The organism is Mycolicibacterium brisbanense, assembly GCF_001570425.1.
GTDB lineage: Bacteria > Actinomycetota > Actinomycetes > Mycobacteriales > Mycobacteriaceae > Mycobacterium > Mycobacterium brisbanense.
The window spans coordinates 117,144-140,645 of sequence record NZ_BCSX01000053.1 but is presented as its reverse complement, the minus strand read 5'-3'; the positions used below and the strand labels follow the sequence as shown (position 1 = coordinate 140,645).

The following is a 23,502-nucleotide window of genomic DNA, read 5'->3' as shown; positions in this document are numbered from 1 at the left end:
GCTCGGCGGGGGAAGTCAGGCAGTGACCTCGTCGATGACGGTGTGCACGAATCGCATCTTCTCCAGTACCGCCGGCGGCAGCACGAACGGGTACAGGTCGGCGTGGCCCATCGACCGGTTGACCATGTTCAGCGCCCAGGCCAGTGGCAGCCACATGTCGATGATGGTGTCAAAACCGCTCGGCCCCAACACCCGTCGCTCGAAGGTCGCCCCGGCCGGGGCGAATCCGAATGCCGCCGCGGTGTCGAGCGTGTCGCGGATGTGGAGATAGTGGGCGAAGGTCTCGGCCCAGTCCTCGGCGGGATGCATCGTGGCGTAGGACGATACGTAGGTGTCCTCCCAGCCCGCCGGGGCGCCCTCGGCGTAGTGCCGGTCCAGCGCCTCCTGGTAGTCCGCGTCAGGGTCGCCGAACAACTCGCGAAACCGCTCACCGTAGTCGGCCGACGGGGCGATCAGCCGATAGAAGTAGTAGTGCCCGATCTCGTGGCGGAAGTGTCCGAGCAGCGTGCGGTATGGCTCGTCCATCGCGATGCGCAACTGCTCGCGGTGCACGTCGTCGCCTTCGGCGAGATCGATGGTGACGACCCCGTTCTGGTGTCCGGTCATCACTTGCTCAGCCGCGCTGGAGAGCAGGTCGAACGCCAGCCCGAACTGCGGGTCCTCGCTGCGGCTGACGATCGGCAGCCGCAGTTCGTGCAGTTCGGCGATCAGCCTGCGCTTTGCCATCTCGGCTTCGCCGAACGCCGCCAAGGCCGAGGCGTCGGTGTCCGCAGGCCGGGTGCGGGTCAGCGCGCACGACGCGCACAGCGGATCACCGCCGATGCGCACCAGCCAATTGCATTGAGCCACATGCATGTTCGCGCACAGTTGATACTTGTGCTCGTCGACGGCCCCGGCATGCGGACTGTCGTCGGTCATCACCAGCAGCGCCATGTCGTCGAGCGAGAACCCCAGCGGGCTGCCGCACGACAGGCACAGCGAATTCTCGAACGCCAACCGCTGGCCACAGGTCGGGCAGTTGAAGTCACGCACTGAGCACACCTCCCGCGTACGGTGCCACATCGACCGATACCTCGATCACACTGCTCTCCGAATCCGTGTAGATGATGCCGCGCAGCGGCGGCACGTCGGCGTAGTCGCGGCCGAAAGCCGCGACGATGTACCGTTCGTCGACCATCTGGTCGTTGGTGGGGTCCAGCCCGAGCCACACGTTCTGCGGGGTCCATACCGACGCCCAGGCGTGCGTGGCGTCGACGCCGACCATGCGTTCCTTGCCGGGCGGCGGGTCCGTGGCGAGGTAGCCGGAGACGTAGCTGGCAGCCAGGCCGTTGGCTCGCAGGCAGGCGATGGCCAGTCGGGCGAAGTCCTGGCAGACACCTTCCCGCGCCTGGAGCACCTCGGTGACCTGGGTGGACACGGTGGTGGACCCGGACCGGTAGGTGAAGTCGGTGAAGATCCGTGCGTTGAGATCCCGCAGCACGTCGATCAGCGCCCGGCCCGGAACGAAACTCGGTGCGGCATAATCGCGTACCGCGTCGGTGATTTCCGGAGGCTGCAGGTCCAGGGTGAACTCGGTGGCCAGTGCGCCGTCACCACCGACCGGCCGGGCGATCTCCCACGGCGCCCGAGCCGAACCGCCCGCGTAACGCTCGGGCCCCGGCGGGTCCACCTCCACCACCGATCGGGCGGTGATGCTCAGCGTGCGGTGCGGCTGCAGGACGTGGAAGTAGGAACTGATGTTGCCGTAGGCGTCGCGGCTGGTCGAGCTGTCGGCGGCGTCAGGGTCGATCGTCAGCTCGTGGTAAAGCCGCCGCTGCCAAGGTAGTTCGCGCGGGGTCAGGAACGCGCGACCGTAGGAACTCGTGACATCGTCGGAATAGCGGTAGACGGTGCGGTGGGTGATGTCGTAGCGACGCGTTGCGGGTTCGGTCATGATGGCACCAACCGTCTTTCGTCGGGCCCCCACAGCGGCTGCATACCACCGGGAAGCGAGAGGTGCGCGGCGGTGATGACGCCCGAGAGGTCCCGCAGATCGCTGTGCATCCCGTCGAGCAGTTCGGCGAGTTCGGATCGCACGCCGTCGGCCGTTGCGATCGCCAGGTCTGCCGGATCGAACCGGCGCAACCGCACGGCGATCTCGTCGACCATGCGCTCGGATCGCGATGAACCCGGTGCTCCCGGAAGGGCTTTGAGGTCGGCCCGCAGCCGGTCCAGCTGGTACACCAGCGAGCGCGGATTCTGCGGGTCGAACAACATCAGTTCGGCAAGCGCCGCGACGCTGACCAGCCCGGGGTTGCGCCGCCGGTAGATCACCGACGATTCGCAGGCCACCAGAGTCGATTCCGTCACCGTGCGTTCGGCTCCCGCGCTGCGCACCTGGGTCAGGGTGGCCCGCAGCAGCGCCGTCAGACCCAGCCCGCGCTCGATGCGTTTACCGACATCCATCAGGCTCCAGCCGATGTCCTGCACCATGGACTCCGCGGCCACGCCCGACAGCGCGAGCATGCCCGACAACGTGCGGCTGTGCGCTGTCGCGAGGTACGTCTCGCCTGCGGTCTGCGAGTCCGGCGGGGATGCCGACGCACGCAACACCGCACGTTCCACTCCGGCCAGCACCATCCAGGTGTCGTTGGACATCTGGTCGCGCACCGAGCGGGCGGCCAGCCCCAACCGCTCCACCGACTGGGCCAGCGAACCGGGCCTGTGCCGGTCGGCGGTGACCGCCCACAGAGTGGTCGGCGCGACGGCGATGGTCTCGTGGTCGTCGCCGCCCGCTCCGGTGTCGGTACCGGTGATGGTCCCCACGGCCGCGAGTAACACTGGCACACATTGGCTTTCCGGAGTGTCCTGCCGGTAACGGTATTCGTGGTACCTCTCGCGGGTGACGATGAGCAACCGGGCCATCTGCTCGGCCCGCTCGGCGTAGCGGCCCATCCAGAACAGGTCCGAAAGCACGCGCGGTGAGCTGACCGCCCCGGTCCGGCTCGGCGTCATCGTCGTCACGGCAAGCTCGGCAGGTGCGGTCGGGATCTTCTCAGCAGTTACCCGTGCCGGGGAGCGCACCCAGATATCCTTGGCCGCAACGGTATTCATCCGGTACGCGGCGACCCCCGGGGCCATGAGATACCCCAGGCCGCCGATCATCGGCGCGTAACCACCACGCTGCGCGACGGTGAACAGCCGCATCCCCACACTGCCCGCGGACAACCCGACGGACCGGTAATCGCTTGGTGCCGAAGAGAACTGCGGAAGCTCCTGGCCCACCCAACGCCACGGTGCGGCCTCGATGCGGGCGGCCAGGGTGTCTCGCTGGGCGGTCGACAGCGTCGGCCCGACGATCGACTCGGCCCCGTCGACAGAGCGGATCATCAGCGACGTCAACTTGGCGAGCAGCTGCGATCGTTCCACGTCGATACCGCCCCAGTACACCGGGGCGGTCTGCAGCTGCGGGGTCTCACCCAGCAGCAGCTGGCCCAACTGAGGCAGAAACCGCAGCAGCCCGGGGCTTTCCAGCACACCACTGCCCAGACTGTTCACCACGCTCACCGCGCCGCGCCGCAACACTTCGACCAGCCCGACCACGCCCAGCCGCGAACCGGGTCGCAGGTCCAGAGGATCGACGTAGTCGGCGTCGATGCGGCGCAGGACGACGTCCACCCGTTTGAGGGTGCCCAGCGACCGCATCCAGAGCTTGCCGTCGCGTACCACCAGGTCGGTGCTCTCCACCAAGGGAAAACCCAGCATGCTGGCCAGATACGCCTGATCGAAGGCCGTCTCGGAATGGATACCGGGGCTGAGCACCACGACCACCGGTTCCTCGGCCGCCTCGGGTGCGACATCGATCAGGGCCAGGCGCAGCGCCTGCGCCCAGGGCGAGGCCGGCCGCGGCCCGATGCGCTCGTAGAGGTCCGGGACGGCGTGGGCGATCACCCGCCGGTCGGCCAGTGCATAACCCGCTCCCGACGGGGCCTGCGTCCAGTCGGCGTTGACCAGGAACGAGCCGTCCGAGCTGCGGCTGATGTCGCAGCCGTGCAGAAACAGCTGGTGCCGACCGGGCACTTCGATGCCGCGCGCGGCGCGCACGTAGCCGGGGTGGGCGAACAGCAGTTGGGCGGGCAGTGTGCCGCTGGTGATCGACCGCCGGGGACCGTAGAGGTCGGTGAGCACCGCGTCGAGCAGCCGGGACCGCTGGACCAGACCCGATTCCAGCGTGTCCCAGTCGGCCGCCGAGATCACCATGGGCAGCGCGTCGAGATGCCATGGGCCGGGCATCGTCGTGCCGTCCGGCTCCGTGACCGCCTCGCCGTGACGATCCACCTGGATGTAGGTGATCCCGTCGTTGTCGACCAGGCCACGGACCTCGTTGCGCAAGCTGTCGAGCCCGTCGCGGCCCCGCTCCCCGACGCATTCGGCAAGCTCCTGCCAGGCCGGGCGGACGTTGCCCGCGGCGTCGAGAAACTCGTCGTAGCCGGTGCCGGGCCGGGCACCGCGGACCTCGAACAGCGCCTGCTGCGCCCGGGTACGGCGATACCTGGCGAGCACACCGTCGACATCGGTGCTCACACCACCGGTAGCGGCGTCCGGCGAGCCGTTTGCGCGAAGAACCATTACTGCAGAACGGTACGCACCCGCCGCAGGTCCAGGATGCCCGGCGCGCCCACATCGGTGGACTGGCGGGCCTGCTTCTCCCGGATATCGGACAGATCGAGCGTGCCCGGGGTAAAGCCGGTGGCCTCGAACCGCCTGCCGCGCCGCGATTCCGCCTCGACCGCATTGACCGGTGGGGTGTCGTAGGACCGTCCGCCGGGATGCGCGACGTGGTAGGTGCAGCCGCCGCGCGAGGTGCCGGTGGCGGTGTCGACGAGCTCGAAGCGCAGTGGGGTGTCGACTGTGATGGTCGGATGCAAGGCGCTTGGCGGCTGCCAGGCCCGGTACCGGACCCCGCCCACCTGGACGTCGGGAGTCTCGGTGGCCAGCAGCGGGATCGGGTGGCCGTTGGCGGTGACGATGTAGCGGTGGCGATCGGCGCCGACCACCCGGACCTGCACCCGCTCCACCGACGAATCGACGTAGCGGGCGGTACCCGTCCCCGTCGACTCCTCCCCCAGCACGTTCCACGGTTCGATGGCACCGCGCAATTCGATCTCCACACCGCCGAACACCGCGGTGCCGATGCGCGGGAACCGGAACTCGGTGAACGGATCCAGCCAGCTGGTCTCGAAGTCGATGCCGTGGGCCCGCAGATCGGCAGCCACCTCGGCGATGTCCTGGATCAGGAAGTGCGGCAACAGGTATCGGCCATGCAGGTTGGCCCCGTGCCGGATCAGCGGGGCGCGCAGCGGCTCGTCCCAGAACCAGGCCACCAGCGCGCGCACCAGCAGCGACTGGACCATCGCCATCTGGACATGCGGGGGCATCTCGAAGCCGCGCAGTTCGAGCAGGCCGAGCCTGCCGCGGGCGCTGTCGGGGCTGTAGAGCTTGTCGATGCAGAACTCCGAGCGATGGGTGTTGCCGGTGATGTCGGTGAGGAGGTGGCGCAGGGCCCTATCCGTGACCCACGGAGCGACGCTTGCGGAGCGACCCTGATCGGGAGCGACGCTTGCGGAGCGACCCTGATCGGGAGCGACGCTTGCGGAGCGACCATGATCGGGCCTGGCCGTCTCGTCACGCGTCAACCGGGAGATCTCCGCGAACGCGATCTCCAGCTCGTACAACGCCTCGGAGCGGCCCTCGTCGACCCGGGGGGCCTGCGAGGTGGTGCCGACGAACCGCCCGGCGAACAGGTACGACAACGACGGGTGCCGTTGCCAATAGGTCAGCAGCGACACCAGAAGATCGGGACGACGCAACAGCGGCGAGTCGGCCGGTGTCACCCCACCGAGGGTGATGTGGTTGCCGCCGCCGGTGCCGCCGTGACCCCCGTCGACGTCGAAGGACTCCGTGGAGAGCCGAGCCTGCCGAGCCTCGTCGTACAAGGTCTGCAGCTGGCTCAACTGGTCGCTGAAGCTCTTGGTCGGCGGCACGTTGACCTCGATGACGCCCGGGTCCGGGGTGACTGTCATCGAGGTGATCCGGGGGTCCGGCGGCGGGCCGTAGCCTTCGATCACCACCGGTGTGCCGGTCTTGGCCGCGGCGGCTTCGAGCCGCATCACCAGGTCGACGAAGTCGTCGAGGGTCTCCGTGGGCGGCAGGTACAGGTATAGGTGGCCCGACCGGATCTCGGCCACCAGCGCCGTGGTCGGCGCGTCGTCGGCGTCCTCGACCTCGGCGGTGGCGGGCTGCCGCGGTCCGGCGGGCAGCGGTCCGCGATCCTCCAGTGGGTCGGCGTCCGCAGCGCGCCGTGGCGGCTTCCAGCTGATGGAGTTCAGCGGCAACCGAAGGCCGGCCGGCGAGTCGCCGTCGAGTAGCACGATGCGGCCGCGACGCGGCTTCCAGTCGGCGCTGGCCCAGCCCGAGCCGTCGGCGCGGCGGTGCAGCGGCAGCACGTGGGCGGCCGGTTCATCGATGGACGCCTCCAGCCTGGCCAGCAACGCCGCCCGGCCGTCAGCACTGTCGGACGCGAGATCGTCATGCTCGGCCACCGGGTCGCCCGCGGGTTGGCGGACCGCGTCGGCCAACCGGCTCAGCGGATCCTCGAACGCCGGCCGCACCTGTGTGAGCGGCAGCCCGAGGTCCTCGGCCACCACGGCCAGCAGGCGATAGCCGGCGTCGGCGGGCGTATCGGCGCGGCCGCCGGCCCACGGGTCGGCCAACAGCGCGGGGTCGGTCCACAGCGGTTCGCCGTCGGTGCGCCAGAGCAGTCCGATCTGCCAGCGCGGCAACGGTTCTCCGGGATACCACTTGCCCTGGCTGCGCTGCACCAGTCCGGTGGGCGCCCACACCTGCTTGAGCCGCGCGGCCAGCGCCGAGGCGCGCTCGCGTTTGTGCGGGCCATCGGCTGCCGTCGCCCATTCGGGATCGGTCTGGTTGTCGATCGAGACGAAGGTGGGCTCGCCGCCCATGGTGAGACGCACGTCGCCGTCAGCCAGGCGCTGATCCACCTTCGCGCCCAGCGCCGTGATCGCGGCCCACGCCGTGTCGGTGTACGGCAGCGTCACCCGGGGGTCCTCGTGCACGCGGGTCACCACATTGGAGAAGTCCAGGGTGGATTCACAGGGCCCGATCGCTCCGGTGATCGGCGCCGCCGACTCCGGGTGCGGCGTCGCCGACAACGGGATGTGGCCCTCGCCCGCGAACAGGCCCGAGGTGGGGTCGAGCCCGATCCAGCCCGCGCCCGGCACGTAGACCTCGGCCCAGGCATGCAGATCGGTGAAATCGGCGGCAGGCCCGGAGGGTCCGTCGAGCGCCTCCACGTCAGACGTCAGCTGCACCAGGTAGCCCGAGACGAATCGTGCGGCCAGGCCCATTTGACGCAGGATCGACACCAGCAGCCACGCCGAGTCGCGGCATGAGCCGATTCCGGTGCGCAGCGTCACGTCCGGCGACTGCACTCCGGGTTCCATCCGCACGCTGTAGCCGACATCGGCATTGACGGCCCGGTTGAGCGCCACGAGGAAATCGATCGTGCGAGTCCCCGGCGGCAGCGTGAAATTGCTCACCCAGGCTTGCGCCAACTCGCCGGGCCCGGAACCCTCGCCGGACTCGTCCACCGGCCTCAGGTACGGCTTGAGATCTTCGAGCAGCGCCTTCGGGTACTCGAACGGGAACGTCTCGGCGTAGTCCTCGATGAAGAAGTCGAACGGGTTGATCACCTTGAGGTCGGCGATGAGCCCCACCGTGATGGTCAAGCTCCGGGACCGGTTCGGAAAGACCAGGCGCGCAAGGAAATTGCCGAACGCGTCCTGTTGCCAGTTGATGAAGTGGTCGGCCGGTTCGACGGTCAGGGAATAGGCCTCGACGGGGGTGCGCGAATGCGGCGCCGGACGTAGCCGCACGACGTGCGGGTGCACCTCGACCAGCCGGTCGAAGGTATAGCTGGTGCGGTGCTCCAGCGCGACTTTGATCCCCATCCGCAGATCCCACCACACGGTGAACCGCCCCGCACGGCGTGCGATACCAGGCCCGCGAACCGCCTCGGTCGGGCCGCTCGGAGCATGCCGGACGGGCCGCATCCAGCGCGCGCTGGTTGAATCGGCAGGACATAGCTGAGGAAAGGATGGGCCCGCCCGCATGTGGAGCACGGTGTTGGTGATGGCCCTCGTGGCCGCAACCGACCCGTTGCGCATCGGGGTGATCGCGTACATGGTGTCGCGCGCGCGGCCCGTCCGGTTGTTGCTGCCGTTCTTCCTCGCCGGCTTCACCTCGAACGTGGCCGTCGCCGTGGCGGTGGTGTTCGTGTTCCGGGAGAGCGCCCTCGGCGACCGCACAGTGCACCCCGGAATCGAGATCACGATCGGTGTCCTGGCGGGCCTGATCGCGGTGCTGTCGGCCACCGGCCTGCTGGAGCGGCTGTTCCACCGGGTCCGCAACAAGCGCGTGGCCGTGCCCGCCGGCGTCGGCGCTGATTCCCAGGGCGCCCCTGCGCAGGACGCACCCGCAGACCAAGTTCAGCCGCCGACGCTGGACTCGCTGCCGGTGATCTCGAAACTGCCCGAGAGCATCAAGGCCGCGTTGCGCGGTGAGGCCGCGTGGGCGGCGGGGCTGCTGGGTCTGAGCAACGGCATTCCCTCGCCGTACTACCTGGGCGCCATCGCGGCCGTGCTCACCTCCGGCACGGCGGTCGGCCAGCAGTTGAGCGCACTGGTGACTTTCAACGTGGTGGCGTTCTCCGGCGCGCTGATGCCGATCCTGAGTTTCTGGATCGCGCCCGACGCGACCCGCTCGGGTGTCGAACGCCTCTATGCCTGGATGAAGATCCACCACCGCCTGGTCGTCGCGGTGATCGCGGGCGCCGTCGGGGCGTTCTTCGTGGGGCTGGGCATCAGCCACCTGTGATCATGCGCTGACCGGCCGTCGTCCGCCGGACTCTTTCGCCGTTTGCAGCCGGCGGTACACCGCGAGCACCAGCACGCCGGCAATCGTGATTCCGATGAGGTTGACGGCAAGTTGCGCGACCGACTGGGCCGCGATGTCCCAGTCCCCCATCGTGGCGGCCACCACCGCGAAACCGGCCGCGGGCACCGTCGTGACCGAAATGAAGACACCGACCAACGCCGCTGATTTCGCCGACACCAACGACAGCATTCCCGCCGCACCGGCCAGCAGCGCCACGACGAACGAGAACGGCCCGACCTGGAAGATGAAATCGACCCCGTGCAGTTCGCGCGTGCTGGTCAGTTGCACCCAGCCCAAGGCCTCGAACCCGAACGTCGCGCCTGCGGTGACGGCCATGGCCACCGGGAAGCCGATGAGCAGTGCCGCGGAAGCGCGGCGCGCCAGCGACATGCGGCGGCGCACCAGTGCGACGGCCAACGCCGCGAGCGGCCCGAATTCGGGGCCGACGACCATGGCCCCGACGACGGTGACCGGAGAGTCGGTGAGCACGCCGACGGCGGCGAGCAGGCACGCGATGCACAAGAACAGCAGGAACGTGACGTTCAATTGGGATTCGTCGCGGGTACGCGCGACCAGCTCGTCCCAGACCACCGCGTCGGCGGCGTCGCCGTCCGCGGCGTCTTCGGCGTGGTAGGCCGCACTGGACAACACGGTGTCGAGCACTTCCAACGTGATCGCGCCGAGATTCTGCACATCGAGAGACTTGAGCCGCTCCACGACGTCATTGGCGGCTTCCCGGGCGATGTCGGCCGTGATCTCGTCACCGCCGGGCTCCACGGCCGCATTGGGATGCAGCACGATGTGGGTGACACCGGGCTCTCGCTGTAGGACGTTGAGTACCGGATTGCGCAGTTCGGCCGGCGCGATCACACGGAGGTGCAGCACGGCCCGAGAGTATCGTTCGGGCACATGGCGGACTGGGATGACGTGGCCCGGGTGGTCGCGGCCCTGCCCGAGACCCACGAGACCGCGCCGCGAACGTGGCGGGTGCGCAAGAAGCTCGTGGCCTGGGAGCGGCCGCTGCGCAAGGCGGATTTCGAGGCGCTCGGTGACGCTGCGCCAGACGGCGACATTCTCGGCGCCCGGGTTCCCGACGAAGGCGTCAAGTGGGCCTTGATTGCGGACAATCCCGAGGTCTACTTCACCACCCCGCATTTCGACGGCTATCCCGCGATCCTGGTGCGGCTGGCGGCAATTGACGTGCCCGAGCTGACGGAGTTGGTCACCGAATCATGGCTGACACAGGCGCCGAAGACCGTGGCGAAGAAGTTTCTGGCTGACGGTCAGGGGTAGTTTCGGTCAGTCCTTACCGATACGGACGACGAGTTCCTCGGGTGACACGAGATGCCCTTCCTCGCAACGTATCTCGACGGTCGCCTCGGCACCGCAGCCGGCGTGGGCCAGCCGTAGCGGCGAATCGTTCGGCACGTGGTGACGCCCCCACTCGAACAGCGCCCACACCACGGGCATGAAGTCCTTGCCGGCCTGGGTGAGCACGTATTCGTCGCGCACCCGCTGCCCCGGTTCCTGATAGGGCCTGCGCTCCAGCAGACCGGCTTCGACCAGGTCGCTCAGCCGCGCCGATGCCGCGGCCTTGGTGATGCCGACGCGCCGCCAGAAGTCGTCGAACCGAGTGGTGCCGTAGTAAGCCTCGCGCATGATCAGCATCGCCGATTTGGTGCCGACCAGCGCCATCGTCTTCTCGATCGGACAGCGCCCCACCGCCGACCAGGCATCGCGGTCGGCGAGCGCGCCCTGCAGGACTGTCATGCACATCACTCTATCTCTGGGTTGTTGGAACTGAACCTAGGTGTTACATCTGAGTATAGATAGTAGTACTCAGCGACGAGGCTCAGGAGGCAATCATGTCCGGATATTCAGGCCGGGACGCTGTGATCGTGGATGCGGTACGCACGCCGATCGGCAAAGGCAAGGCGAACGGTGCCCTGCACGGGGTGAAGTCCGCGGATCTCCTCGCCCACAGCTTGCGTGAACTGGTCGCCCGCACCGGCATCGATCCGGCGCAGATCGACGACGTCATCAGCGGCGCCGTCACCCAGGTGGGCGACCAGGCCGCGAACATCGCGCGCAACGCCCTGCTCGGCGCAGGCTTCCCGGAAAGCGTCCCCGGAACCACAGTGGACCGGCAGTGCGGCAGCTCGCAGCAGGCCATCAGTTTCGCCGCGCAGGGTGTGGTGGCGGGCGCCTACGACATCGTGATCGCCGCCGGGGTCGAGTCCATGGGACGCGTGCCCATGGGCACCAACATCCTGCCCGGCAGCGATCCGTTCGGCGACGCATTCGCCCAGCGCTACTCCGAAGGCTTTGTCCCGCAAGGAATCAGCGCAGAGCTCATCGCCGCCAAGTGGGGCTTTTCCCGTACTCAGCTGGACGACTTCTCGGCAGGCAGCCACGAGAAAGCCGCGGCAGCCACCAAGGCCGGCCTGTTCGACAACGAACTCGTCCCGATCGCCGGACTTGCGACCGACGAGATCATCCGGCCCGGCACCACCGTCGAGACGCTGGCAGCGCTGAAGCCCGCGTTCTACAACGAGGCCTACGCGGCACGCTTCCCGCAGATCAATTGGGAGATCACCGCAGGCAATTCGTCGCCGCTGTCCGACGGCAGCGCCGCGGTGATGATCACCAGCAGCGACACCGCCAAGCGACTCGGCCTGCGACCGCGGGCCCGCATCCACACCGCCACAGTGGTCGGCTCCGATCCGCTCTACATGCTGACCGGCGTCATCCCCGCCACCGAGAAGGTACTGGCGCGTGCAGGTTTGACGATTTCCGACATCGACCTCTTCGAAGTGAACGAGGCGTTCGCCCCCGTCGTGCTGGCATGGGCGGCTGAGACCGGTGCCGAGCTCGCCAAGACCAATGTCAACGGCGGCGCCATCGCCATCGGCCACCCGCTGGGCGCCAGCGGTGCGCGGCTCATGACGACGCTGGTCAACGCACTCGAACAGCGCGGAGCCCGCTACGGCCTGCAGACCATGTGCGAGGCGGGCGGCATGGCCAACGCCACCATCATCGAGCGGCTGTAGCCGACGAGTGTTCCCGGTCGTCAACAGCGCGACCGGGAACACCGGCACGCACGTCAGACAGGTTGCCGCACCCGGGCGTCGGCCAGGAACGATTCGTAACCGCTGTCCTCCACCTCACGGCAGAACCGCTGATAGACCTGTCCCCCACCCATATAGACCAGAAACGCCTCCGGTTTCCCGGGCACGTTCTCGCCGAGGAACCACGCCTTGGCCTTCTTGCCCTCGGCGTACATCACGGTCGCCTTGCCGGCGCGCTCCGTCTCGGCCGCCCACCACTGTTCGGCCTCGGGCGTGGCTTCGAGGCGTTCGACGCCGTTGTCCCGGGCCCAGCGCAGCGCGCGTTGCAGCCACTGGGCGCCCAATTGGATCGGCACGACGAGGTTGGAGTACGGCGTCTGCGGGCCGAGGGACATGAAGAAGTTGGGGAAGCCGTGGGCGCCGATGCCCAGATGTGACCGCAGACCATCCTGAGCCCACTTGTCGCGCAAGGTGATTCCGTCTCGCCCGATGATGTCGATGTTGGTCAGGGTTCCGGTCATCGCATCGAATCCGGTGGCGAAGATCAACACGTCGAGTTCGTACTCGCGGTCCCCAACAACCACCCCACGCGGCGTGATCTCGGTGATCGGCTGCGAGGCCGTGTCCACGAGGTGCACGTGGTCGAGGTTGAACGCCGCGTAGTAGCCGTGGCCCGTGGGCACCCGCTTCCCGTTGAACGAATACGTGGTGGGGCACAGCAACTCGGCCGTCGCGGGATCCTTGACGATCTCGCGGATCTTGGACCGGATGAACTCCGATGCCAACTCACTGGCCTCGGGATTGGTGGCCAGGTCGTTGAAGCATTCGTTGGCGAAGTGGAAACCGCCCTCGTTCCACTTGCTTTCGAAGATCCGGCGCCGCTCGTCGGCGTCGACCTCGAGGGCACCGAACTCCGCGGGGTCCATCGCGACGCCGAACGGATGATTGGCGGCCTTCTCGTAGATGGCGTCGTAATTCGCACGCAACCACTGCATCTGTTCGTCGGTCACCGGGTCGTTGGTGGTCTCGACGACGAAGTTCGGGGTCCGCTGGAACACGTAGAACTCACCGACCTCTGGGGCGATCGTCGGCACCACCTGGATACCCGACGCGCCGAGCCCGATCAGCCCGACCCGCTTGCCCGCCAGGTCGACGCCCTCACGCGGCCAGTGCGCGGTGTGGTACTTCTGGCCGGCGAAGGTGTCGATACCCGGGATGTCTGGGTAGATCGCCTGCGAGAGCACACCCATGCCGCTCACCAGATACTTCGCCACCAGCGACTGCCCGTCGGCGGTGGTGACCACCCACACGTTGGCATCCTCGTCGTAGCGAGCCGATTCCACCCGCACGTTGAGCCGGATATCGCGGCGCAGGTCGAGTCGATCCGCGACGAAGTTGAGGTACTCCAGCACCTCCTCGCCCGCCGGATAGCGTTGCGACCATGTCCACTCGTCGCGTACCTCCTTGGAGAAGGAGAACGAGTAGTAGCTGTATTCGCTGTCGGTCCGCACGCCGGGATACCGGTTGGCCCACCAGGTTCCGCCGACGCCGTCCTGCGCGTCGAGTACGACGGTCTGCAGGCCGATCTCCCGGAGGTGATGCAAGATCGCCAGGCCGGAGAAGCCGGCCCCGATGACGATGGCGTCGAAGTGGTTACTGTTCATGGGTAGTCCTTCTCGTGCGTCGGATCAGACGGTCAGTGCTTTGGCGGCGCGATACCACGCGGCCATCGCGGCGACGGAGGCGTCTGCGGCCGGCAGCCGGCCCGCCAGCAACGGGAACACGTGCTGCTCACCGGACGCCACGTCGAAGGTGACGTCGACCCCGGCCCCGCGGGCCCGCTCCGCCAACCGGGTGGCATCGGCATACAGCGACTCGCTGTCCGACGCGGTGATGTACAGCCGCGGGAAACCGGCGAAGTCGGCGTAGAGCGGGTTGACCAGCGGGTCGGTGGGGCTTGCCCCGCCGGACAGATAGCGATCGATGTTGCCCTGCAACCCTTCCGGGGTGATCAGGAAATCGGTGTCGTTGTTGGACTCGATGGTGCTGCCGCTGTTCTCCATGTCCAGCCACGGCGAGATCGCGATCACCCGACCGGGGGTGGCGCCGCCGTCGCCGATGTGCTTGAGAGTGGTGGCGATGGCGATGCTGGCGCCCGCGCTGTCGCCGACGAACGTGATATCCGCCGGCGCGGTGCCGCCGGCCGCAAGGGCCTCGAAAACCGCGGTGGTGTCTTCGATCTGAGCGGGGTACGGATGCTCGGGCGCACGCCGGAAATCGGCGACGAAGGCGTATGCGCCGAACGCCCGCGCCAAATGTCCGGCCAGCTTGCGATGGCTCGCCGACGAGCCGAGCGCGAACCCACCGCCGTGCAACACGACCAGCATCTGTCCCGGGTCGGCGTCGAGTGGTTTGACCAGAATCCCGGCAACGCCGCCGATTTCGGTCGACTGGTACGTGACGTCCTCGGGTTCTGCGGTGGCGCGCTGCCAATCCTCGAACACCCAGCGCATCAAGCGCAGGGACATGTCGGGGTGGGCGATGAACTCCTCGGTCCACTCCGCGTAGATGGCACCCAAGGGGTCTTGTGGCTGGTTGATCGACATGGCCGAAAGTGTGGGCCGAGTCACCGTGCCGGCCCGTCAGGTGTCGCAAAATGACGCACCACTGTCTCAGCGTGACGCACCCCTGTCGGCTGCAGCCTGCCGGCGGTTGGCTTCTGGCCAGGTCGGTCGCACATCGAAGGAAGGCGTGAGATGAATCGTTTGGACGGCAAAGTCGCCATCATCACGGGTGCATCCCGGGGTATCGGCCACGCGATCGCCGAGGCCTTCGCCCGCGAAGGGGCGGTGACCATCGCCACCGGACGGTCAAAGACCGACGAGTCACTCGGCCCGCGATCGGCAGCAATCGCATACCGACAACTCGACGTCTCCTGCGAAGACGACTGGGCGTCGGTGGTGACGGAAACCGTTGCCCAGTATGGCCGTATCGATGTCCTGGTCAACAACGCAGGCATCATCGCCTACCAGGGGCTGCACGAGCTCTCGGTCGCCGACTGGGAGCGCGTGGTGGCCACGAATCAGACCGGCACCTGGCTCGGCATGCGAGAGGTCATCCCGCACATGGTCGCTCAGCGCAGCGGGTCGATCATCAACATCTCGTCGATCCCACCGACGGCCGCGGTGTCCGGCGCGCACGCCTACCACGCCACCAAGGGTGCGGTGCGCAACATGTCGAAGAGCGCCGCGATCAGCTATGCGAAGGACAATGTTCGGGTCAACTCGCTGCATCCCGGCTTCATCCGCACCCCGCTCACCGACGCGCAGGAGCCCGAGATCAACGAGTACGTCATCGGGCAGACGCCCATGGGACGCGCCGGCACACCTGACGAGATCGCCCACGGCGCAGTGTTTCTGGCGTCCGACGAAGCGAGCTTTGTGACGGGATCGGAACTGGTGATCGACGGCGGATACCTGGCCCAGTAGATCTCAGCCGGAGATGTGGTAGGTCTTCATCTTCCGATGGATCGTCGCGCGCGATACGCCGAGCAATTCGGCCGCGCGCGACCGATTGCCGTCGGCTTCCTGCAGTGCCCGACGGATGGCCTCCATCTCGGTGCGCTCGATCATCGACCAGGCCCGCCGGCTGCGCAGCGAGTCGGGCAGATCGTCGACGTCGACGGTGCCGCGCGTGCCCGACGCGGCGACCGAATCGACGGCACCTCGCAGTTCGGTCAGGTTCGCCGGCCAGCTCGCGGCCTCCAGCGCCTGGCGTGCCCCGTCGCTCAACACGAGTCGCAGCCCGGGGAGCCGTTGCGCCACAAAAGCATTCCACAGCACGCCGATATCGGAGACGCGTTCTCGCAACGGCGGCACCCACACGACAGGCACGCCGAGCCGCGCGGCCGCGGTCTCGGCATCGCCGGGACTGGCCGCCGTCATGGTGAGCACGATCGGCAGCTGCCCCTGGTGAGTGTCGATCAGCGCACGCACCGCGGCCACCGCCTGGCCGTCGAGGTGTTCGGCGCCGCGGATGACGACCGTGCCGCTCGACGCGGCGTCGCGCACCGCGTCACCGAGTCGCTGCAGCCAGGCCTGCTCGCCGGTGGTCTGCCGCTCGGCAGCGTGCAGGATCGTCGCGCCGTCGAACCGCGCACCCGCGACGAACGGCCGGCCCAGCGCCACAGACGTCTTGCCGGTGCCTGTTTCACCGGCCACCAGCACTGCGCGGCGCGCGGCGATCTGCCTGCTGACGTGGTGCGCCACCGCACGCCACGACTTCGATTGCCCCACCAGGCCGTTCGACGGCGCGGCAGCGGATACCGCGGCGCGCGGCGCGGGCCGCAGTGCGGCGACCACGCCTGCGCCGCCGTCGAGTGCGGAGACCTCGATCATGGTGGGGCCGACGGAGAGTTCCGCGGTCACGCGGGTGTCGCGCCGCACACCGGTGCAGAGGTGGTTGATCACGTCGACGTCCGTCTGGGTGAGTTCCCCGGCACGCCTGCTGCGCATCGTGAGGCCGTCCGGGCCGAAAGCGACGACCGGGCCGGTGTGACGGGCGGACGCGTCGAGGAACGCCGCCAGCATGGCCCGCGCGGCCGGCTGCGCGACATCGAGGACGTGCTGCTCGAGTTGGGCGGCAACGGAATTGGTCAACGGCAGCAGCAGACCGCTGCGCTCGCTGATGGCCGTCGACACCGTCACCACGGCCAGCAGCTTGCCCGAGATCGGGTGCCACACCGGCGCGCCGGTGCACAGGGCGGTGCGGTAGAGGTCCGCGAAATGTTCGGCGCCGGATATCTGGATGCTCTTGCCCGACGCGATCACCGTGCCGACGCCGTTGGTGCCGACGGTGTCCTCGGCGAGCACCGCTCCGCGCACGGTGCCGAGGCGATCGAGCTGGTTCATCGCCGACGCGTCGTGCGACCAGCGCTGCAGGATGCGCCCTTGGGCGTCGGCCAGCAGCAGCCCCATTCCCGAGTCGCCGAGATCCTCGGCGACCCGCGCCATCGGCGCCTGGAACATCTCCAGCAGGTGGTTGTCGAGCAGGTCCTCGTCGACTTGCGGTACCGCGCGGACATTGGCCGGGGCGCCGAGCGCCTGCTTCGACCGCAACCAGGAATCCAGCAGCTCGGCCGGCACGGCGCGGCCCGGTTCGGCGGCGGTCAGGAACTGCGCGCGAATGTCCTCGATGCGGGCTGCGTTGCGCCGTGCGGACACCACTACTCCTTGCGTCACGCTGACTCCTGGTGCGACGGCGGGAAGGTCCGCACGGCGCGCGGAGGTGCGATCCGGATCACACACCCTACCGTAATCCGGCGCGCGCACCTGGCCGGAACTGTCTCAAAAAGAGGCAGTGCCATGATTCTTCGCGCCGGGCTCCTACGTTGACCACCATGACGACCACCCTGGCCAACTCCCCCGACACCGCCACCGTGCGCGGTCACTGCGTACCCACCGGACTTTTCATCGACGGGCATTGGCGCACAACCGATTCGATGTTCGACGTGATCGATCCGGCCACCGCTCAGCCGATCGCGCAGGTGTCCGACGGCGGCGCAGCCGACGCGTTGTCGGCTCTGGACGCCGCGCATGCGGTACGCGCCGCCTGGCGTCAGGTGTCGCCCCGCGACCGCGCCGACCTATTCGGCGCCGCCCACCGGCTGCTGCTCTCCCGCGCGGACATCTTCGCCGAGGTGATGACCGCCGAAAGCGGTAAGCCGCTCGCGGAATCGCGGGCCGAGTTCGCGCTGTCCGCCGAGTTCTTCCTCTGGTACACCGAACAGATCGCGCACCTGCACGGCACGTACGCGCCCGCGTCGCACGGCGGCTACCGCGTCGTGACCTCGCACCAGCCGGTCGGCCCCGCGCTGCTCATCACGCCGTGGAACTTCCCGATGCTGATGATCGCGCGCAAGGCTGGCGCCGCGTTGGCCGCCGGCTGCCCGGTGATCGTGAAATCCGCCAAGGAGACACCGCTGACCTGCGCGTTGTTCGTCGAGACGCTGCGCGAAGCCGGGTTCCCCGATGGCGTCGTCAACCTCGTGCACACCACATCCTCGGCGGCGGTGTCAGCCGCGCTGATGGCCGACCCGCGGCTGCGCAAGGTCAGCTTCACCGGCTCCACCGGGGTCGGATCCACACTGCTGGCCCAGGCCGCACCCGGGATCGTCAACGCGTCCATGGAACTCGGCGGCGACGGACCGTTCATCGTGCTCGACGACGCGGACGTCGAACTCGCCGCACAACAGGCCGTGGTGTGCAAGTTCCGCAATGCCGGGCAGGCCTGCGTGGCCGCCAACCGCATCATCGTGCACCGGGCTGTGGCCGACGAATTCACCAAGCGATTCGTCGAACTCACCGAACAGCTCACGGTCGGCAACGGATTCGACGACGGCACCGACGTCGGGCCGATCATCTCCGAGGCGCAACTCGACGGCGTAACCGAGCTGGTGGCCACCCTGCGTGGGCTGGACACCGAGTTGCTGACCGGCGGTGCGGCGTTGCCCGGCACGGGATACTTCTTCGCCCCGACCGTCTTCCGGGTGGCGGGGCGGCCTGCCGAGCTGTGCGACCGCGAACTGTTCGCCCCCGTCGCCACGATCTACGAGGTGGAGTCCACTGCGGAGGCCATCGAGTTCGCCAACGACACCCGCTACGGCCTGGCCTCCTACGTCTTCACCCGGGACCTGTCGCGCGCCCTGGCCGTCGGGGAACGCCTCGACTTCGGCATGGTCGGCATCAACCGCGGCATCATGGCCGACCCGGCCGCCGCGTTCGGCGGCATCAAGGCGTCCGGCCTGGGCCGCGAAGGCGGCCACGACGCGATCTACGACTACCTCGAACCCAAATACCTGGCTGTCACCGTGAACGAGGAAGAGGGATTGGCATGAGCGACGCTTGCGGAGCGAATCAACGGATGACATGCGGCGACCGAGCCTGCGAGGTGGCCGCATGAGCGCACCGACGACCGCCATCGAGCCGCGGCGCACCGAGAACGAACTGGGGCTCGGGCTGCTGCGCCAGCCCACCACCGTCCTGTTCGGGCCGGGCCAGCGCAGGCAGATCCCGCAACTGGCGGCCGGGATCGCCGAGCGGGTGCTGCTGGTGACCGACGCCAGGATGGCCGAGAGTCCCGAATTCGCCGCACTCGTCGACGGCCTGGCCGAACGGGGCGTGACGACGATGGTCTACGCGGGCACCGAGCCGGATCTGCCGCGCCGCAACGTCGTCGACATCACCGACCGGTTCAGCGCATCAGCCGTCGACGCGATCATCGGCATCGGTGGCGGTTCCTGCATGGATCTGGCGAAGGTGGCGTCCGTCGTGCTCGCCAACGGCGGTGACGTGCGGGACTACTACGGGGAGTTCGTGGTGCCCGGCCCCGGTTGCCCGGTCATCACCGTGCCCACCACCGGCGGCACGGGCGCCGAGGTCACCTGCATCTCGGTGATCTACGACGAGGACAAGGGCATGAAGGTGGGGGTGGCCAGCCCGCATCTGGAGGCGTACGCGGCTGTCATCGATCCCGAGCTGACACTGACCTGCCCGCCCGGCCTGACCGCGGCCGCCGGGGCGGATGCGCTGTCGCATCTCATCGAATCGTTCACCGGACGGGCCAAGAACCCGTCCGCCGACGACCTCGCGACCAAGCTGTACGCCGGCAAGAACCTGCTCGCCGACACCTACGCCCGCACCGGCCTGGCACTGCTCAACACGTCACTGCCCGCCGTCGCGGTCCGGCCCGGCGACCTGCAGGCCCGCTCCGACACGCTGTTCGGGGCGTACTGCGCCGGGATGGCGATCAACACGGCGGGCACCGCGGGAGCGCACGCCATCCAGTCGCCGATCGGCAACCTCACCCACACCCCGCACGGATTCGGGATCAGTGCCCTGTTGCCCTATGTGATGCGCTACAACCTGCCCACCCGCGTCGTCGAGTTCGCCCAGATCGGCCGACTCCTCGGGGTTGCGGCGCCGACGGATCCTGAACTGACCCAAGCACATCGGGCGATCGAGCGGATCGAGGAGATCCTGGCGGCCCTGGGCGCCCCGCTGGACCTGCGGACGCTGGGCCTGCAACCGGGCGATTTCCGGTTCGTCGCCGATCAGGCCATGCTGGCCACCCGGTTGACGGCCAACAATCCGCGGGATCTCACCGCGGATTCGATCGTCGGCATCCTCGAGCGCGGCTACGACGGCGACCGGTCCTGGTGGCAGTGATGCCGGAGCAGTCCCCTCCTGTTGCGGTGCTCGGCGCCGGCTCGATCGGCGTCTCGTTCGCAATCCTGTTCGCCCGCAAAGGTTCTCCGGTCACGCTGTACGACCCGGTGACGACCGCACACGAGCGCGCCCGAGCGGAGCTGGCGCAGCGCCTCGCGCAGCTGCACGCCTACGGCCGGCTGCCCGACCCGCAGGCGGTGAGCGATTGCGTCCGGTTCACCACCGAGCTGCCCGACGCGCTGTCGGGTGCGGGCTTCGTGCAGGAGTGCGCGCCCGAACGGCTCGAGCTGAAACGGCCCCTGCTCCACGACGCCGCGTCGCACACCGCCGACGACGTGCCGATCGCCAGCTCGAGTTCGGCGATCGTGCCCGGCGAACTCGTCAAGGACATGCCGGCCGGGCTCGCCGAGCGGGTCCTGGTCGGCCACCCGGGCAACCCGCCGGCCCTGTTGCCGGTGATCGAAGTGGTGCCATCGACGGTCACGGCGCCCGCGGTCACCGACCGGGCCATGTCCGTGTACCGGTCGGCGGGCCTGCGACCGGTGCTGGTGCGGCGGGAGGTCGAGGGGTTCATCTTCAACCGGTTGCAGGGCGCCCTGCTACGCGAGGCCTACTGCCTGCTGCGCGACGGCGTCGCCGACGTCGACGATATCGACGAGGTGGTCCGCAGCGGGCTGGGCCGCCGCTGGAGCGTCATCGGCCCGTTCGAGACTGCGGACCTCAACACGCGCGGCGGGCTGCAGTCGCATGCCGAGAAGTTGGGTCCCGCCTACGCACGCATGGGTGCCGAACGCGGACAACACGATCCATGGACCGCAGACCTGGTGGCCGAAGCCACCGCGCAGCGCCGCCGGCTGCTGCCGCTGGCGGACTGGGACGCCCGGGTCCGATGGCGTGACGAACAGCTGATGCGGTTGCAACCGATCTGGGACGACGCCTAAGCGCGGACCAGCTCGAACAGCGGGATCACCCGGCTGGTCTTGGACTGGTATTCAGCGAATGCCGGTGCCAGCTCGGTCAGCTTCGGGTACGTCGCGTCGCGCTCGCCGGCGGGCAGCTCACGCGCGGTGGCATCGTAGGTCTCGCCGCCGACCTCGATGCGCACCTGCGGATTGGCCCGCAGATTGTGCACCCACGCAGGATCTTTGGGCGCACCCGCGTACGAACCGACGATGAGCATCTTGCCCTCGACGGTGACGTAGGCCAGCGGGGTCAGCCGCGGCTTGCCGGACTTGGCACCCGTGGTGTGCAGCAACAGCAAGTTGCCACCCTCGAACTGTCCACCGACCTTGCCACCGTTGGCGCGGAATTCCTCGACCACGCCACGGTTGAACGCATCGAGCGCGGCCTGGTCGCTGAACAGCTTCTCCTGGTCTATTTCGGTCATGCCTTTTCCAGCTTCTCCGGCTTGGCGTCTATTCCGGATTCCTTACGCTGCTGTTCGGTGATGGGTGCCGGCGCGTCGGTCAGGGGGTCTACGCCGCCGCCCGACTTCGGGAAGGCGATGACCTCGCGGATCGAGTCGACACCCGCGAGCAGCGCGGTGACGCGGTCCCAGCCGAAGGCGATGCCGCCGTGCGGAGGTGCACCGAAGGCGAACGCGTCCAACAGGAATCCGAACTGCTCCTGAGCTTCGTCGTGGCCGATTCCCATCATCGCGAACACCCGCTCCTGCAGATCCCTGCGATGGATACGGATCGACCCGCCACCGATCTCGTTGCCGTTGCAGACGATGTCGTAGGCGTCGGACAACGCGTTGCCGGGGTCGGTGTCGAACGTGCTTTCCGACTCGGGCTTCGGTGCGGTGAAGGCATGGTGCACCGCGGTCCAGGCGCCCGAGCCCACCGCGACGTCACCGGAAGCCGTGGCCTCGTCGGCGGACTCGAACATCGGGAAGTCCACCACCCAGGTGAATGCCCACGCGTTCGGGTCGATGAGGTCGAGCCGCTTGGCGATCTCGATGCGGGTGGCACCGAGCAGCGCGCGGGCGCCCTTGGCGGGACCGGCGGCGAAGAAGATGCAGTCCCCGGGCTTGGCGCCGACGTGCTCGGTCAGCCCGTCACGTTCGGCGTCGGTGAGGTTCTTGGCCACCGGGCCGCCGAGCGTGCCGTCCTCGCCCACGAGCACGTACGCCAGGCCCTTGTGCCCTCGCTGCTTGGCGAACTCCTGCCAGCCGTCGAGCGTGCGGCGCGGCTGCGACGCTCCGCCGGGCATCACGACAGCGCCGACGTACGGCGCCTGGAACACCCGGAACGTGGTGTCCTTGAAGTACTCGGTGCACTCGACGAGTTCCACACCGAACCGCAGGTCGGGCTTGTCAGAGCCGAACCGGCGTATCGCCTCGGCATAACTGATCCGCGGCAGCGGCAGCTGCAGGTCGTAGCCGATCGTCGCCCACACGGCCCGGAGCACTTCTTCGGCGATGGCGATGACGTCGTCGGCCTCGACGAAGCTGAGCTCCATGTCGAGCTGGGTGAACTCGGGCTGCCGGTCGGCGCGGAAATCCTCGTCGCGGTAGCAGCGCGCGATCTGGTAGTACCGCTCCATCCCGGCGACCATGAGCAGCTGCTTGAACAACTGCGGGCTCTGCGGCAACGCGTAGAACGAGCCGGGCTGCAGGCGCGCAGGCACCAGGAAGTCCCGGGCGCCCTCCGGCGTCGACCGCGTCAGCGTCGGAGTCTCGATCTCCACGAAGTCGTGTTCGGCCAGCACGGCGCGCGCGGCCGCATTGACCTTCGAGCGCAAGCGAATTGCATGGCCCGGGCCGTCGCGGCGCAGGTCCAGGTAGCGGTAACGCAGCCGGGCTTCCTCACCGGCGGTCTCGTCGAGCTGGAACGGCAGCGGTGCGCTCTCCCCCAGCACGGTCAACGATGTCGCGTTGACCTCGATCTGACCGGTCGGGATCTCGGCGTTCTCGTTGCCCTCCGGGCGGACCTCGACCACCCCGGTCACCGCGATGCAGAACTCCGCGCGCAGCCGGTGCGCGGCAGCCAGCACGTCGCCCTCGCGGAACACCACCTGTGACACACCGGACGCGTCGCGCAGGTCGATGAAGATGACGCCGCCGTGGTCACGACGACGCGCCACCCAACCCGCCAACGTCACCGTCTGACCGGCATCGGTGGCCCGCAACGAACCGGCGGCATGACTGCGCAGCACAAATACTCCTCATTAAGACGGGTGGGACGAGTGACCAGTCTAGAGAGTGGGTCGGC

The 23,502-nt window shown here is 68.4% G+C and carries 18 protein-coding genes; 7 read left to right on the top strand and 11 right to left on the bottom strand.

Annotated elements, in window-relative coordinates:
• Positions 1-15: 15 nt before the first annotated feature.
• Genes RMCB_RS30840 through RMCB_RS30825 form a run of 4 tightly spaced genes read right to left on the bottom strand, consistent with a single transcriptional unit; the run spans position 16 to position 8,009 of the window.
• Positions 16-1,032, bottom strand: a complete 1,017-nt coding sequence (locus RMCB_RS30840) for a zinc-binding metallopeptidase family protein (RefSeq protein WP_062831785.1) — start codon at positions 1,030-1,032, stop codon at positions 16-18.
• Positions 1,025-1,933, bottom strand: coding sequence for a transglutaminase family protein (locus RMCB_RS30835; protein ID WP_062831784.1), 909 nt, complete (start codon positions 1,931-1,933; stop codon positions 1,025-1,027). Before RMCB_RS30835 ends, RMCB_RS30840 begins: the two co-directional genes overlap by 8 nt.
• On the bottom strand, positions 1,930-4,608 hold the full coding sequence (locus RMCB_RS30830) for a circularly permuted type 2 ATP-grasp protein (RefSeq protein WP_062831783.1): 2,679 nt from the start codon (positions 4,606-4,608) through the stop codon (positions 1,930-1,932). The genes RMCB_RS30835 and RMCB_RS30830 overlap by 4 nt, the downstream gene beginning before the upstream one ends.
• Positions 4,608-8,009, bottom strand: a complete 3,402-nt coding sequence (locus RMCB_RS30825; protein WP_062831895.1) for a transglutaminase family protein — start codon at positions 8,007-8,009, stop codon at positions 4,608-4,610. The genes RMCB_RS30830 and RMCB_RS30825 overlap by 1 nt, the downstream gene beginning before the upstream one ends.
• A 160-nt stretch (positions 8,010-8,169) precedes the next feature.
• Between RMCB_RS30825 and RMCB_RS30820 the strand changes: the two genes are divergently transcribed.
• Positions 8,170-8,934, top strand: coding sequence for a GAP family protein (locus RMCB_RS30820; RefSeq protein ID WP_062831782.1), 765 nt, complete (start codon positions 8,170-8,172; stop codon positions 8,932-8,934).
• Here the strand turns inward: RMCB_RS30820 and RMCB_RS30815 are convergent, their stop codons facing one another.
• Positions 8,935-9,879, bottom strand: a complete 945-nt coding sequence (locus tag RMCB_RS30815) for a DUF389 domain-containing protein (RefSeq protein ID WP_062831781.1) — start codon at positions 9,877-9,879, stop codon at positions 8,935-8,937. It abuts the gene before it with no gap.
• 24 nt (positions 9,880-9,903) lie between these two features.
• Between RMCB_RS30815 and RMCB_RS30810 the strand changes: the two genes are divergently transcribed.
• Positions 9,904-10,287: an MmcQ/YjbR family DNA-binding protein gene (locus RMCB_RS30810; RefSeq protein WP_062831780.1), complete on the top strand. Its 384-nt coding sequence runs from the start codon at positions 9,904-9,906 to the stop codon at positions 10,285-10,287.
• A 6-nt stretch (positions 10,288-10,293) separates the two neighbouring features.
• Here the strand turns inward: RMCB_RS30810 and RMCB_RS30805 are convergent, their stop codons facing one another.
• On the bottom strand, positions 10,294-10,764 hold the full coding sequence (locus RMCB_RS30805; RefSeq protein WP_029372364.1) for a winged helix-turn-helix transcriptional regulator: 471 nt from the start codon (positions 10,762-10,764) through the stop codon (positions 10,294-10,296).
• Positions 10,765-10,859: 95 nt separating this feature from the next.
• On the opposite strand from RMCB_RS30805, the gene RMCB_RS30800 reads away from it, so the two are divergent.
• The gene (locus tag RMCB_RS30800) at positions 10,860-12,044 is read left to right on the top strand and encodes a thiolase family protein (RefSeq protein ID WP_062831779.1); all 1,185 of its coding nucleotides are present in this window, start codon (positions 10,860-10,862) and stop codon (positions 12,042-12,044) included.
• 53 nt (positions 12,045-12,097) lie between these two features.
• Here RMCB_RS30800 and RMCB_RS30795 read toward each other — a convergent pair whose 3' ends face one another.
• A complete protein-coding gene (locus tag RMCB_RS30795; RefSeq protein ID WP_062831778.1) occupies positions 12,098-13,726 on the bottom strand; it encodes a flavin-containing monooxygenase in 1,629 nt (542 codons plus the stop codon).
• A 24-nt stretch (positions 13,727-13,750) separates the two neighbouring features.
• Positions 13,751-14,668 carry an alpha/beta hydrolase gene (locus RMCB_RS30790; RefSeq protein ID WP_062831777.1) on the bottom strand — a complete coding sequence of 306 codons (918 nt, stop codon included), beginning with the start codon at positions 14,666-14,668 and terminating at the stop codon, positions 13,751-13,753.
• Positions 14,669-14,818: 150 nt separating this feature from the next.
• On the opposite strand from RMCB_RS30790, the gene RMCB_RS30785 reads away from it, so the two are divergent.
• Positions 14,819-15,550, top strand: a complete 732-nt coding sequence (locus RMCB_RS30785) for an SDR family NAD(P)-dependent oxidoreductase (protein ID WP_062831776.1) — start codon at positions 14,819-14,821, stop codon at positions 15,548-15,550.
• Positions 15,551-15,553: 3 nt separating this feature from the next.
• Here RMCB_RS30785 and RMCB_RS30780 read toward each other — a convergent pair whose 3' ends face one another.
• Positions 15,554-17,302 carry a sigma-54-dependent Fis family transcriptional regulator gene (locus tag RMCB_RS30780; RefSeq protein ID WP_234792300.1) on the bottom strand — a complete coding sequence of 583 codons (1,749 nt, stop codon included), beginning with the start codon at positions 17,300-17,302 and terminating at the stop codon, positions 15,554-15,556.
• 158 nt (positions 17,303-17,460) lie between these two features.
• Between RMCB_RS30780 and RMCB_RS30775 the strand changes: the two genes are divergently transcribed.
• The 3 genes from RMCB_RS30775 (at position 17,461) to RMCB_RS30765 (ending at position 21,228) form a co-directional block, all read left to right on the top strand.
• Entirely contained in the window at positions 17,461-18,957 is a 1,497-nt protein-coding gene (locus tag RMCB_RS30775) for an NAD-dependent succinate-semialdehyde dehydrogenase (RefSeq protein WP_062831775.1), read from the top strand.
• Positions 18,958-19,018: 61 nt separating this feature from the next.
• A complete protein-coding gene (locus RMCB_RS30770; protein ID WP_062831774.1) occupies positions 19,019-20,287 on the top strand; it encodes an iron-containing alcohol dehydrogenase in 1,269 nt (422 codons plus the stop codon).
• On the top strand, positions 20,287-21,228 hold the full coding sequence (locus tag RMCB_RS30765; protein WP_109784478.1) for a 3-hydroxyacyl-CoA dehydrogenase: 942 nt from the start codon (positions 20,287-20,289) through the stop codon (positions 21,226-21,228). Before RMCB_RS30770 ends, RMCB_RS30765 begins: the two co-directional genes overlap by 1 nt.
• On the opposite strand, the gene RMCB_RS30760 is transcribed toward RMCB_RS30765, so the two are convergent.
• The gene (locus tag RMCB_RS30760) at positions 21,225-21,674 is read right to left on the bottom strand and encodes a nitroreductase family deazaflavin-dependent oxidoreductase (protein WP_062831772.1); all 450 of its coding nucleotides are present in this window, start codon (positions 21,672-21,674) and stop codon (positions 21,225-21,227) included. The two genes, RMCB_RS30765 and RMCB_RS30760, sit on opposite strands and share 4 nt — an antisense overlap.
• Positions 21,671-23,446 carry an aspartate--tRNA ligase gene (gene aspS, locus RMCB_RS30755; RefSeq protein WP_062831771.1) on the bottom strand — a complete coding sequence of 592 codons (1,776 nt, stop codon included), beginning with the start codon at positions 23,444-23,446 and terminating at the stop codon, positions 21,671-21,673. The genes RMCB_RS30760 and aspS overlap by 4 nt, the downstream gene beginning before the upstream one ends.
• Positions 23,447-23,502: the final 56 nt, after the last annotated feature.

Coding starts and splice junctions, on each gene's coding strand:
- RMCB_RS30830 (WP_062831783.1), bottom strand. CDS start 4,608: ATGGTTCTTCGCGCAAACGGCTCGCCGGACGCCGCTACCGGTGGTGTG.
- RMCB_RS30790 (WP_062831777.1), bottom strand. CDS start 14,668: ATGTCGATCAACCAGCCACAAGACCCCTTGGGTGCCATCTACGCGGAG.
- RMCB_RS30760 (WP_062831772.1), bottom strand. CDS start 21,674: ATGACCGAAATAGACCAGGAGAAGCTGTTCAGCGACCAGGCCGCGCTC.
- RMCB_RS30785 (WP_062831776.1), top strand. CDS start 14,819: ATGAATCGTTTGGACGGCAAAGTCGCCATCATCACGGGTGCATCCCGG.
- RMCB_RS30770 (WP_062831774.1), top strand. CDS start 19,019: ATGAGCGCACCGACGACCGCCATCGAGCCGCGGCGCACCGAGAACGAA.
- RMCB_RS30775 (WP_062831775.1), top strand. CDS start 17,461: ATGACGACCACCCTGGCCAACTCCCCCGACACCGCCACCGTGCGCGGT.
- RMCB_RS30800 (WP_062831779.1), top strand. CDS start 10,860: ATGTCCGGATATTCAGGCCGGGACGCTGTGATCGTGGATGCGGTACGC.
- RMCB_RS30765 (WP_109784478.1), top strand. CDS start 20,287: ATGCCGGAGCAGTCCCCTCCTGTTGCGGTGCTCGGCGCCGGCTCGATC.
- RMCB_RS30810 (WP_062831780.1), top strand. CDS start 9,904: ATGGCGGACTGGGATGACGTGGCCCGGGTGGTCGCGGCCCTGCCCGAG.
- RMCB_RS30820 (WP_062831782.1), top strand. CDS start 8,170: ATGTGGAGCACGGTGTTGGTGATGGCCCTCGTGGCCGCAACCGACCCG.
- RMCB_RS30805 (WP_029372364.1), bottom strand. CDS start 10,764: ATGACAGTCCTGCAGGGCGCGCTCGCCGACCGCGATGCCTGGTCGGCG.
- RMCB_RS30795 (WP_062831778.1), bottom strand. CDS start 13,726: ATGAACAGTAACCACTTCGACGCCATCGTCATCGGGGCCGGCTTCTCC.
- RMCB_RS30825 (WP_062831895.1), bottom strand. CDS start 8,009: ATGGGGATCAAAGTCGCGCTGGAGCACCGCACCAGCTATACCTTCGAC.
- RMCB_RS30835 (WP_062831784.1), bottom strand. CDS start 1,933: ATGACCGAACCCGCAACGCGTCGCTACGACATCACCCACCGCACCGTC.